Consider the following 11,955-nt stretch of genomic DNA (forward strand, 5'->3'; position numbering starts at 1 on the left):
AATGGCGGTGGCTAAAGATGATAGCAGAAACAAAACATGCGTGGGCAGAAGAAGCATGGCATCAGGCGCTGAAGAAGACACAGCAGAACAGCTTGCGGATCGGCGCAGGCTTCCCTCATGCGAGTCGGGGCGGACAATATGTACTGGAGCAGCCGTTCTGGTGGACGGCAGGCTTCTGGCCGGGTCAGCTGTGGCTTTTGTATAACGACAGCAGGGATGAGTCCTTGCGGGCTTTGGCCGAGCAATGCGAGGAACAGCTGGACCAAGTGCTGAATGAGTATGTCCGTCTGGACCATGATTTGGGCTTCATGTGGACCTTAACCAGTGTGGCTTCCTACAAGCTTCTCGGCAATGAGGTCTCCAGGATCAGAGCGCTGAAGGCGGCGAATTACCTGGCGGCCCGCTTCAACCTGAAGGGCAGCTATATCCGCGCCTGGAACCCCTGGTATGAAGGCGAAGACAACAGAGGTTATGCAATTATTGATTGTGCCATGAACATGCCGCTGCTCTTCTGGGCGGCGGAGGTGACCGGAGACCCGCGCTACCGTCACATTGCTGAAGCGCATATGGATACGGTAGTGAAGCATTTTATCCGCCCGGACGGCTCTGTCTATCACATTGTCCGTTTCGATCCGGAGAGCGGGGAGTTCATCGAAGGCATTGGCGGTCAGGGTTATGCGCCGGAGTCTGCCTGGTCCAGAGGAACGGCTTGGGCCATCTACGGCCTGGCGCTTGCTTACCATCATACCGGCAAAACCGAATACTTGCATACGGCCCAGAAGGTGGCCCATTTCTTCCTGGCGCGCCTGCCGGAGGATCATGTGCCGCATTGGGATTTTCGCGCAGCCGGTGAAGCACGGAACTTCCGGGATTCCTCGGCAGGAGCCTGCGCCGCAAGCGGGCTGCTCCTCCTCGCAGACAAGCTTGGCGAACTCGAGGCGCCGGTATACCGGGAACCTGCGGTCCGGATATTGGAATCGTTATACCGCAATTACGGCACCTGGGACAATGAGGCTGAGGAAGGTCTGATTCTCCATGGTACAAGCAATTACCCGGCTGGCACGAATATTGACGTACCCTTGATTTATGGGGACTTCTTCTATGTCGAAGGGCTGGCACGGCTGACGGGCAAGGGACCTTTCTATTGGGAGTAAAAGAAACAGATAGGGAGTGGTATTGATGGGCAGCCAACTGCAGCGGACAAAAACCAATTCGCTGGAGAAACTAAAAGCTAATCCGCTGATCACCAAAGCGGACCTGCAGGAAGCCTTCCTGCAGCTTGCCCATCCGCTGAAGCCACACTACAGCGATGGGCATGCCCGCGTGAAGCTGGGCGTAACCGGAGTCCATTATGGTCCGGATATTGCGGAAATGGAGGGCTTTTCCCGGGTGCTGTGGGGATTTGTGCCTTTTCTCGCCGGAGGCGGGGAGAATGACATGTGGGAACTGATCCTGGATGGCATCAGGAACGGTACTGATCCCGGACATAAGGAATATTGGGGAGAGGTCGCTGACTATGACCAGCGGCTTGTGGAGATGGCGGCGTTCGGTTATGCGCTGTCGATGATCCCGGAGCGGATCTGGACTCCACTGAACGGCCAGGAGCGCGCCAATCTGTACGCATGGCTGAATCAGATGAATTCACATCCCTGCTACGATTGCAATTGGCTCTTCTTCAACGTGCTGGTGAATCTGGGCTTCCGCACAGCAGGGCTGCCTTATGACGGGCAGCAGCTCGAGAACAACCTGCGCCGGATTGATGATTTCTATCTCTCGGATGGCTGGTACAGCGACGGGATCGGCGGGCATATGGATTATTATGTTCCGTTTGCCTTCCACTTCTACGGCCTGCTGTACGCTAAGCTGATGGGTGATGAAGATCCGGAGCGTTCCCGTGTGTTCAAAGAGCGGGCCGGGAAGTTCGCCGAAGAATTCATCCATTGGTTTGCCGGGGACGGCTCGGCTCTTCCGTATGGAAGAAGTCTGGCGTACCGGTTTGCGCAGTCTGCTTTCTGGGGTGCGCTGGCTTTTGCTGAAGTAGAGACAATGCCCTACGGGGTGATCAAGGGACTGATCCTGCGCAACATGCGCTGGTGGCTGAAGCAGGATATCCTGAATGAAGAGGGCGTACTGACCATCGGCTATGCTTATCCGAACCTGGTGATGGCCGAGAACTATAATTCACCGGGCTCGCCTTACTGGTCTCTGAAGTTCTTCATGCCGCTTGCGCTGGAGGACAATCACCCCTTTTGGCTGTCTGAAGAGCTGCCGCTTCCTGAACTGAAAACGCTGGCTGTACAGCAGCCTGCACATTTGGTCATTTGCCGCCAGCCCGAGACGGATCATGTGGCAGCTTTCAACAGCGGTCATCTCTCGACCAATGAGCATACACACACTTCTGCCAAGTATGAGAAATTCGTATATTCCACGGCCTTTGGCTTCAGTGTGCCCCGCTCGGAATGGGGGATTGCCCAGGGCGCGTTCGATTCCATGCTGGCGCTTAGCGAGGCGGGGGATAATCTGTACCGGGTACGCCGGCAAAATATAGAGACACGGATTGAAGACAATATCCTGTACTCCCGCTGGAAGCCTTGGGCGAATGTGGAGGTGCAGACCTGGGTGGTTGCCGGTCTTCCGTGGCATATCCGCATTCACCGCGTGCAGACGGGGCGGGCCTTGGATGCGGCAGAAGGCGGTTTTGCCGTGGCCCTGGAGCCGGCATTTCAGGAGCTCCGCTCCGCTGACGGATACGCGGTGACAGCTGTCAGCAGTCATGGTGTAAGCGGAGTATTGGGGCTAGCGGGCTACCGTGAAGCCGTGATGATCCGTCCGCATACGAATACCAATGTCCTTCGTCCGCGGACGGCTATCCCGACTCTGCTGGCGGGCATCGCTCCAGGCATGCACTGGCTGGTCTCAGCTTACTATGGGGAGCCGTGTCTGATGAGCAGTCTTGGGATGGAAGAACCCCGGAATGAAGATGGTACAGGAGCCGATGTACTTGCAGGAGCCGATGTATCTGTAAGAGATACTGATCCGCTGCTGCTTCTCGGCATCCAACTGACCGGATCTGAGATCAGAATGACATCTCATTGCGGCCGGAGTCTTGTGATCCCGCTGGTTTAAGAGACGGAAAGGACAAGCTTCGGATGAAGCTGGTAAGCTAGATAGCCTGACAAAAACTACTACGGATACGGAACGGCCTGCTGCCAGAATAAATTGGCGGCGGGCTGTTTATTTTTGCGGGAGGGAGGTCTATGATGAAATGAAAAGGAAATTTAAGGGGGGACGGGTATGTTTGAGAGCTTTGAGACGGGAGACGAAGTGCTGCAAAGTGAGGCGTTCATGAAGGAGGAGGTTCGGTATAATCTAATCCACCGGATTACCGAATATCCTGCAGCGATCCGGCTGACCACTTCAGACCGCAAGCTGATATTCACACAATCACCGGGACATAATCCCTGGCTGTGGGTGTCCGGAGAGCTTGAGAGAGAACAGCAGGAGCGTCTTGTGCAGCAGCTAGCAGAACGGGTGCAGTTATATGAGTTTCCCGGGATTTCTGCGCAGCCGGAGATTGCGAAGACATTTGCGGAGGCTTTTTGTAACAGAAAGGGTAAGCTCTATCATACGAATATGATGCTGGAGGCATATCATTGTCCGGAGGTGTGGAAGCCTGCCGAGGTCCATGGACACCTGGAGAAAGCTAAGGCTGAACAGGTTCCCGTGATTGCTGAATTTTTGACCGGATTCATGAAGGATGCTTTTGGCGAGATGCTGCGGCCGGAGGATTTTTTGACGATAGCTGCTGAAGATGCCGCCTCCGGCGACTTGTACCTGTGGATGGCGGATCATACCCCCGTATCCATGGCAAAGATCACGCACCGTTCGGCCAGACATGCACGCATTAACGATGTGTACACCCCTGCAAGTCACCGCAAGCAAGGGTATGCGAGCGCACTGGTTGCAGCCCTTTGTGAGCACCTTCTGAGTGCAGAATTGACACCGGTACTCTACGCGGACGGCAAAAATCCGGACTCTAACAAAGTCTACAGGTCGATCGGGTTTATGAACGCAGGCCAAATTACTGACCTCAAGTTTGATTAAAAGGAAATTTGACTTGCTCCCCCCGTGTTAACTATGCTAATACAAAGTGCAAATAAACACATAGGATGAAGCAATTGTGTTAAGGGGGCTTGAGTGATGGAGAGGCTGCAGGTATGGCCGGAAAAGTTCAAGAAGTTTTTTCTGAATAACCGATTTGTGGTAACGCTGCTGATCGTACTGCTGATCGGGGTAAATATACTGGTATTTGCCAAAATCCCGTTTATCTTCAAACCGATTTCAGTCTTGCTGCATACCGTGGCGGCACCTCTGCTGTTATCGGGGATTGCCTACTATCTGTTGAACCCTCTGGTGGACCGGTTAGAGCGGCGGAGCAAGATCAGACGGCCTTATGGCATCGTTATTCTGTATCTGATCATCGCCGGAATTATAACCCTGATCCTGCTTACGGTAATCCCGATGATCCGCACCCAGCTGGTAGGCCTGATTGATAATTTTCCTAAATACAGTGATCAGATCCAACAGGAATTCATCAACCTGACCGGCAGCAAGCTATTTGGACAGATTCAGGAGAATGTGGGGACGGATGTCACTGACCTTACAAGCAAAGTCACATCGTGGGGCACTTCTTTCCTGAACAATGCGTTGAACGGTGTAGGCAACTTTGTAGGAGCGCTGACGGAGATTGTGCTTGCCCTGGTAACTACCCCCTTTATTCTGTTCTATCTGCTGCGCGACGGCAAAAGGCTGCCGGATTATTTGATGAGATTTATTCCTACGGCATTGCAGCCTCAGACCCGCATGGTCATGTCAGAGATGAACAGCCAGGTGGCGTCCTATATTCGGGGACAGATTATTGTCAGCTGCTGCATCGGCGCCTTGCTCTACATCGGATATTTAATTATCGGGCTTGAATATTCGCTGGTTCTGGCGATTGTCGCTGCCTGTACAGCGGTTGTACCTTATCTGGGACCCGCAATTGCCATTACTCCGGCCCTGATCGTAGCGCTGGTAACGTCTCCGTTCATGCTGCTCAAAATGGTGTTCGTATGGACGGCTGTTCAATTGATCGAAGGCAAGTTCATCTCTCCGCAGATCATGGGCAAGTCGTTGAAGATACATCCGATTACCATCATTTTTGTCATTATTTTTGCCGGTAAAATGTTCGGTGTGCTCGGAATCATTCTGGCCGTACCGGGATATGCCGTACTGAAAGTGGTCGTTACCCATGTCTTCCAGTGGTTCCGTTTCCGCTCCGGACTCTATATACAGATTGAAGATAACAAGGAATAACAGGAAGAGGTAGATTGATATGACAGCACCACTGGTTACAACATTATACGGAAAACTGCTGGGAGCCGAAGAGGAGGGTGTGAAGGTATGGCGCGGGATTCCTTTTGCTGCACCTCCAGTCGGGAAGCTGCGGTTTCGCGCGCCTCAGCCGCCTCAGCCGTGGGATAGCGTCAGAGAGGCCCTTTCATTCAGTCCGGTAAGCCATCAGCCTGTGAGCACCAGTAGTACACGGTTTGGCGGTACATCCCCGGACTACTCGGAAGACTGTCTATATCTGAATGTCTGGTCTCCTGCGGAAGCCGGGGAGAACTTACCGGTGATGGTCTGGATACATGGGGGAACCTTTGTGACCGGAGCCGGCAGTCAGCCGATGTTCGACGGTACCCGGATGGCCCGCAACGGCAAGGTTGTTCTGGTTACTATAAATTACCGGCTGGGGCCGTTCGGATTCGTACATATGTCCCCATTCAGCAGTGAGTTCGCTTCAAATGCGGGTCTGCTGGACCAGATTGCGGCCCTGAAGTGGGTACAGGGCAACATAAGCGCTTTCGGTGGCGATCCACAGCGTGTTACCGTCTTTGGAGAATCAGCGGGCAGCATGAGCATTGCTGCGCTGCTGGCAATGCCCGCCGCGCAGGGGCTGTTCGCAGGGGCTATTATGGAGAGCGGGGCCGGGCAGACGTTGCAGCCGGAGCAGGGCCAAGAGATTGCAGCGGCTCTGCTGGCTGAGCTGGGGCTTACTCCAGGCAGTGATTTGGAGGTATTGGATAACCTTCCGGCGGAGCAGATCCTGGAAGCGGCGGCGCGGATGACTTACAAGCTGTCCGGTGAAGCGCTCAGCATGTTTTTCCAGCCGGTTATCGAGCCTATGACGGTGCCTGCTGATCCTGCTGAAGCTATAGCGGGTGGGTCGGCACAAGGAATTCCGCTGCTGATCGGTACCAATCTGCACGAGGGAAATCTGTTTTTCCGGGAAGAACGTCCGGGGGAGAGCTTCGAGCAATCGCTCAAAGCACTGGAAATGCTTATGGGTATTGACGATCTGGCGGAGCTTGCCGTCGATTATCCGAAGTCCTGGGAGGGGCAGGCGGAGCTCCTGACGGACCTCTTTTTCTGGGGCAGTTCAATTGCCTTTGCGGAGACCCAGTCTGCTGCGGCACCTGTGTGGATGTACCGGTTTGACTGGACGGTTCAGGGCCATCCGCTGCTGGAGAAGGCTGTTCATGGTGCCGAAATTCTGTATGTGTTCGGCAACCTGCATCTGCTGAAGCAATATGGCTTGACGGTGACTCCAGACATGCAAAAGTTGTCCGAAACGATGCAGAAGACCTGGACGGCATTCGCACACCGGGGGGATCCATCGATTCCCGGCCTGGAATGGCCGCCGTATAGAGCGGACTCGCGGGCAACTGTTATTTTTGATGGGGAAACGCAGGTGGTGCTGGACCCGGATGCGGAGAAACGGCGGCGGTTATTTTCTGCACAGGCTAATTGGCCGAAGGTGTTCTCCGGGAAGACGGGCGAATAGATGAATACTACCACTAATCATTTAACATACAATGAATCCGAAATATATTGGAAGCAATATCAGAAATTTTTTCCTGAGGAACTGCGAATAGCAGAAAATAACTTACCGTCTGAAGAGTGGTGGGAATGGAACGATTGTCGTATCCATCTGGATCGTATGTACGCTCCAGATTCAAAAATTAAAGTTATTTTAATTCATGGTGCAGGCGGGAATGGCAGATTATTGGCACCCTATGCGCGGATGCTACAAAAGCATGGATATGATGTTGTGTCCCCTGACCTCCCTCCTTTTGGACTAAGCTACACTGAGTCATTACAATCTATGGATTACCTACATTGGATTGAAATACTTACAGAGTTGATCGAACAGGAAATCAAACGGGACGGTAAACCGATTGTGTTATTAGGGGCCAGCATTGGAGGCATGCTGGCTTATCATGTGGCTTCAAAGAGCAATCAAGTTAGAGGGTTAATTGTAACAACCTTTGTGGATACAAGTAACCCGAAAGTTCGTGACCAAATTGCCCCGAATAAGGCGATCAGTCGTTTGGGTAAATTCACAATGGATGCTTTTCCTTTGGTTTTGGATTCGTTACGAATTTCTGTTACAAAAGTATCGAGAATGGAATTAATTACAAATGATTTCGAATTGGCCCAACTGATTATGAAAGATCCTCGAGCGGCCGGGACAAAAGTTACTTTGCGATTTCTAAGAAGCTTCTTAAATATGAAATCCATGATTGAACCCGAAAATTTTGATGTTTGTCCAATATTACTTATTCATCCTGAAATAGATCCAATGACGCCATTTATCGTAAGTGAACCTTTTTATAAACGGTTAAAGGGTAAAAAAGAATGTGTGATTTTAGAAGGCGCCGGGCATTTTCCGATAGAACAACCAGGTTTGGAGCAGATGAAAACGGCGGTGCTTTCTTTTTTATTTGACATCGAGAAAGCACTTTGAGCAATAACATCTTGTTGTTATTTTAATGAGGTATAACCTGTCTTCTCCACCAGTTCCTGTCCTTCTGCTGATTGTATCCAGTCCAGAAACGGCTTTACATTGGGATTCACACTGCCTGCGGTTACGGCATAGAATTCTGCGGTCATTGGATACTTTCCACTCCGGATTCCCTCTTTGTCAGGCTTCACACCATCGATGGCAAGCAGCTTGATGCGATCATTCTTGTTCATCTCGGACGCATAGAACAAAAAACTGAAGCCAAGCGCATTTTTGAAGTTGCGGTAATCTGAGGTTTGACTGATGATGCCGCTCATCAAATCCATTACATCTTCCTGAGGTGGAGTCATCAGTTTGCGGTCCTCCATGATTTTCTCAAGCATTGTCTGGCTGCCGCTGCCCTGATCCCGCTGAAAGGCACGGATCCGGTCATTTTTGCCGCCCACCTCTTTCCAGTTCTTCAGTTTGCCGGCATAGATGTCCTTGATTTGCTCGGTACTCAGGGAAGACACCGGATTGCGCTTGTTGACAAAAAAGACAAACGCTTCACGTCCGATCGGCGTAAGCATAAGCTCTTTGCCCGCCCGTTTGGCCTCTTTCTGTTGGGCGAGAGAAGGGGCTGCGGCAAAAATAATGTCAGTGTCTCCGGCAATCAGCCGTTTGTAGGCAAAGGCGGTGGAGGAGCACAGGATGATGTCATCATCATTAATTTCATAGGGATCATAATTGTCTTCCGGGTACACCGCCTGCACAAAAGCGGAATAGAGCGGATACAGAGCCGTTGCTCCGTCCAGATGCGGAAGCTGGTCACTGATGTGGTAGGTTGCGGACTTACCCAGAACTGCGGCCTTGCTGTTGACACCGAACGGTTTATACTGACTGAGATTTACCTCATGGTCATCCACCACAGCGAAGCTGTTCACGTAAGCTTTGTTCAGCTCATAACCGGCTGTGGCCAGCAGGCAAAGTCCGGCGAAGACGGCAAGAGACAGGTTCCGGACCCGGCTGGAAAGTAAATCAAAAATAGCCATCACAAAATAAAGAGCCAGGCCGCAGGCAACCACCACCACAAGCGGTGCGTAAAAGGCCAGCCCAAGGGCTAAAGCAGCGAAGAAATAGCCGATAAATCCGGCAAATGCCAGGGCAATCAGGACAAGAACAGAATAGAGCAGATTCAGAGCAACAGGTCTTTTCATAACGGCCTCTCTTTCATGAAGCAAAATATGGATAAAATGCACACATTTACAGTATATATGATTCACATTCTTATTTCTTCCAAATAATGAGATGATGCCTGAGCTTCAGAAATGATGTGTCTAATGAAAAAAATGTGAATATTTTCATAAAGGGCTAGACGAAATGAGCAAACGGCGTTATTCTGTAATTGTGAAAAATATAACGGAATACAAGATTCTCGGGGTAAGGTGAAATTCCTGACCGGCGGTGTTGTTCAAAGCGAACTAAGCCCGCGACTTCTTTTCTCTGTTTTTGAGGAAAGAACTGATCTGGTGACAATCCAGAGCCGACGGTAAAGTCCGGATGAGAGAGGATCATAAGACAAAGATGTCAGGTGCTGAAACGGGAACCGTCCTTTAAGGATGTTGTAGCCGCTTCTACTTGTGCCTTTGCCCTAAACAACCCCCGAATTACGTCCTTTTCAGACGTTTTCGGGGGTTTTGGTCTCTTATCGAGGGTTTGTATCGACAAGGAGAATGTATGATGAGTCAAGTTACCGCTTCATCTTCAGGAGTCCGCACAGCGCCGCTGCGCAGCGGATTCTGGCTGGTTGTTCTGGGCGCTGCACTTTGGGGCGTTGATCCGTTGTTCCGCATTATTCTGCTCAAATCACTGACCTCTTCACAGATTGTGCTGCTGGAGCATGTCGTGCTCTTTTTGGCCGCAGCCCCTGTGCTGTGGCGCCACCGCGCTGAGCTTAAGTCGGTCCGTCTGCGCCAGGCTGTTGCGCTGCTTATTGTATCTTGGGGCGGTTCGGCTGTGGCTACGATACTCTTCACCAAGGCCTTATCCACAGGCGATCTGAATGCGGTCCTTCTGCTGCAAAAGCTGCAGCCGCTGTTCGCCATCGGCCTGGCCGCCGTCATGCTGAAGGAGCGCCTGCCCAGAAATTTCGGGCCGTTGATCTTCGTAGCTCTGGCCGGAACGTATCTGCTGACCTTCGGCTGGACCATTCCTTTCGGCCATGTGAACAGCTTCATCGGTGTCAGCAGTCTGATGGCGCTGGGAGCAGCCGCCTTATGGGGCGGATCTACGGTGATGGGACGATATCTGCTGGGCTCGATGAAATACGAAACGGTCACTTCATTGCGCTTCATTCTGGCACTGCCTTTGCTGTTCGTCATTACGAGTATGGAGGGGGCCCCTTGGCAGATCCATGGCGGCTTGGGTGCATCGTCAGCGATTGCGGTCAATCTGCTGCTGCAGGCGCTGCTGCCCGGACTGCTCAGTATGCTGCTCTATTACAAAGGCCTTAACACCACCAAAGCCTCTTTTGCTACGCTTGCCGAGCTCAGCTTTCCTATGACGGGTATCCTGATTAACTGGATTGTCTACCACCAGCTGGTCACATTGCCGCAAATTGCCGGCTTTGCGCTCATCTGGACGGCATTGTTCTTCATCTCGAATCAGCAGAGCCGGCAGGCGGTACCGGCAAGCCTTGAATTATCCACAACAAAGCGCACCGCCTGAGGGGAGTGACCCCAGGGCACTGATGTACAACAAGAGGCCTCCCAGCCACATGGCGGGAGGCCTCTTGTTTATCGAATAACCTGAGATAGCAGACCGGGTCAGATGATCAGTCAACCTGCTGGCGATTAGCTGTCAGTAGTCCATATTTGGAGTGAGAACAATGGAGCTATAGCCCAACTGTTTCAGCTGTTCACGGGTCAGATACATTCTGCCCCCGGTGATGAAGCTGTTTGAGGGTGTAAGCACCAGACTTGCATTGCGGTTAGTCAGCTCATACTGGTAACTCGCTGCCTTATAGGAAGTTAGCTGCGGCTGCAGCAGGAGACTCCAGCCCAGGGCCGCAGCGAGTGGCTTAACCGGGATCCAGGTTACCCCCTCTTTGGCAAATGCCGCAGGAATTCCGATACTTGTACCATCCACATTAACGAAGTACTCATTCTCCTGTAATACCGGTACCTGGATAACAGGCAATTCATTCACTGCTATTTCCTGCGGAAGCTTCGACACCAGCGGGGGAGTGGTATACGGGAACAAAGCCTTCATTTCGCTATTGCCATCCAGCAGTCTTGAGGTGCCGGTCTTCAGGTCATAGATCCATGGCAGGCGCTGGGGCTCGTTCTTGACGTATAGCAGTATGCCTTTTGCCCGGTTCCAGTTATATAGTGAGCCTTTCAGCAATTCTTTCCGCTCACCAGTGGCTGGATCATAGGTCCTGATCACATTCTGCTTGGCCGTCTCGAGATAGCCATTCTCCAGCAGGGTATGTCCATTCAGCCAGAAGGCGTCAAACCTTCTTTCGGTGGAATTGTAGATCGAGACAGCACGGGTTTGCATGTTTTTCAGGTAATAGTCCCGAATCTTGGCAACGTGACCGCTATAAGGCTTAACCCCCGGGACGAAGAGATAACGGGAGCGTTCAAGGTATCCCCACTTGCCGTCAGGAGAAACCGTGTAGGGGGTTTTGCGGATAATGGTTTCTTTTTTTACATCATATACATAGCTTTGCTCCGGATCATCATAACCCGACAACCTTAGCAGCCCGCTGCCATCCTGAACAAAGGAATGGAAAGGCTCCTGCCATTTGGCATAGCTCCCATCCGCCTGTCTGGCAATAACTGCAGAATCAAAATGATCGCCATTTAACTGGCTGACAGAATACAGCTCGATTCCCTTCACTTCATCCTGATAAGTCTCATATACTTGGACCTTGTCGGCAGCGTGAGCTGTAAGCGGAAGTGTTAGAGCTATCAGTACAGAAGCCGTCATTCCCAGGCGAATTGTTGTTTTTAGAGCTTGATTCATTGCGGTCACCCTCCCCTTTTGTTAATAACTGTTAATATAGACTGCATTCACTGCTGGAAAGTTTCGCTAAGGTTGTGAACACAAGTGTATTCCAGCGATTACCT

The 11,955-nt window shown here is 51.8% G+C and carries 9 protein-coding genes and 1 riboswitch; of the genes, 7 read left to right on the top strand and 2 right to left on the bottom strand.

The window, feature by feature from the left end; genetic code table 11:
* Nucleotides 1-17 precede the first annotated feature (17 nt).
* The 6 genes from A3848_RS24850 (at nucleotide 18) to A3848_RS24875 (ending at nucleotide 7,846) form a co-directional block, all read left to right on the top strand.
* Nucleotides 18-1,154, top strand: a complete 1,137-nt coding sequence (locus tag A3848_RS24850) for a glycoside hydrolase family 88 protein (protein WP_074087795.1) — start codon at nucleotides 18-20, stop codon at nucleotides 1,152-1,154.
* A gap of 25 nt (nucleotides 1,155-1,179) precedes the next feature.
* On the top strand, nucleotides 1,180-3,126 hold the full coding sequence (locus tag A3848_RS24855) for a DUF2264 domain-containing protein (RefSeq protein ID WP_074087544.1): 1,947 nt from the start codon (nucleotides 1,180-1,182) through the stop codon (nucleotides 3,124-3,126).
* Nucleotides 3,127-3,294: 168 nt separating this feature from the next.
* Nucleotides 3,295-4,104 (top strand): GNAT family N-acetyltransferase, encoded by an 810-nt coding sequence (locus A3848_RS24860; RefSeq protein ID WP_074087545.1) that lies wholly within the window; start codon nucleotides 3,295-3,297, stop codon nucleotides 4,102-4,104.
* Between the two features lie 96 nt (nucleotides 4,105-4,200).
* A complete protein-coding gene (locus tag A3848_RS24865) occupies nucleotides 4,201-5,355 on the top strand; it encodes an AI-2E family transporter (protein WP_074087546.1) in 1,155 nt (384 codons plus the stop codon).
* A gap of 19 nt (nucleotides 5,356-5,374) precedes the next feature.
* On the top strand, nucleotides 5,375-6,883 hold the full coding sequence (locus tag A3848_RS24870) for a carboxylesterase/lipase family protein (protein WP_074087547.1): 1,509 nt from the start codon (nucleotides 5,375-5,377) through the stop codon (nucleotides 6,881-6,883).
* A complete protein-coding gene (locus A3848_RS24875; RefSeq protein WP_074087548.1) occupies nucleotides 6,884-7,846 on the top strand; it encodes an alpha/beta hydrolase in 963 nt (320 codons plus the stop codon). It begins immediately after the preceding gene.
* A 17-nt stretch (nucleotides 7,847-7,863) separates the two neighbouring features.
* Here A3848_RS24875 and A3848_RS24880 read toward each other — a convergent pair whose 3' ends face one another.
* The gene (locus tag A3848_RS24880) at nucleotides 7,864-9,039 is read right to left on the bottom strand and encodes a PstS family phosphate ABC transporter substrate-binding protein (protein WP_074087549.1); all 1,176 of its coding nucleotides are present in this window, start codon (nucleotides 9,037-9,039) and stop codon (nucleotides 7,864-7,866) included.
* 210 nt (nucleotides 9,040-9,249) lie between these two features.
* A riboswitch (FMN riboswitch) is annotated at nucleotides 9,250-9,398 on the top strand.
* A 164-nt stretch (nucleotides 9,399-9,562) separates the two neighbouring features.
* Here A3848_RS24880 and A3848_RS24885 point away from each other — a divergent pair.
* Complete coding sequence (locus tag A3848_RS24885; RefSeq protein ID WP_074087550.1) at nucleotides 9,563-10,549, top strand: DMT family transporter; 987 nt, start codon at nucleotides 9,563-9,565, stop codon at nucleotides 10,547-10,549.
* Nucleotides 10,550-10,681: 132 nt separating this feature from the next.
* Here the strand turns inward: A3848_RS24885 and A3848_RS24890 are convergent, their stop codons facing one another.
* Nucleotides 10,682-11,851 (bottom strand): hypothetical protein, encoded by a 1,170-nt coding sequence (locus A3848_RS24890; RefSeq protein WP_074087551.1) that lies wholly within the window; start codon nucleotides 11,849-11,851, stop codon nucleotides 10,682-10,684.
* Nucleotides 11,852-11,955: the final 104 nt, after the last annotated feature.

The organism is Paenibacillus sp. P32E, from assembly GCF_001909085.1.
Lineage (GTDB): Bacteria > Bacillota > Bacilli > Paenibacillales > Paenibacillaceae > Paenibacillus_AQ > Paenibacillus_AQ helianthi.

Bases quoted from the DNA above. Each gene is read 5' to 3' on its own strand.
- A3848_RS24850 (WP_074087795.1), top strand. From the start codon at position 18: ATGATAGCAGAAACAAAACATGCGTGGGCAGAAGAAGCATGGCATCAG.
- A3848_RS24855 (WP_074087544.1), top strand. From the start codon at position 1,180: ATGGGCAGCCAACTGCAGCGGACAAAAACCAATTCGCTGGAGAAACTA.
- A3848_RS24860 (WP_074087545.1), top strand. From the start codon at position 3,295: ATGTTTGAGAGCTTTGAGACGGGAGACGAAGTGCTGCAAAGTGAGGCG.
- A3848_RS24865 (WP_074087546.1), top strand. From the start codon at position 4,201: ATGGAGAGGCTGCAGGTATGGCCGGAAAAGTTCAAGAAGTTTTTTCTG.
- A3848_RS24870 (WP_074087547.1), top strand. From the start codon at position 5,375: ATGACAGCACCACTGGTTACAACATTATACGGAAAACTGCTGGGAGCC.
- A3848_RS24875 (WP_074087548.1), top strand. From the start codon at position 6,884: ATGAATACTACCACTAATCATTTAACATACAATGAATCCGAAATATAT.
- A3848_RS24880 (WP_074087549.1), bottom strand. From the start codon at position 9,039: ATGAAAAGACCTGTTGCTCTGAATCTGCTCTATTCTGTTCTTGTCCTG.
- A3848_RS24885 (WP_074087550.1), top strand. From the start codon at position 9,563: ATGAGTCAAGTTACCGCTTCATCTTCAGGAGTCCGCACAGCGCCGCTG.
- A3848_RS24890 (WP_074087551.1), bottom strand. From the start codon at position 11,851: ATGAATCAAGCTCTAAAAACAACAATTCGCCTGGGAATGACGGCTTCT.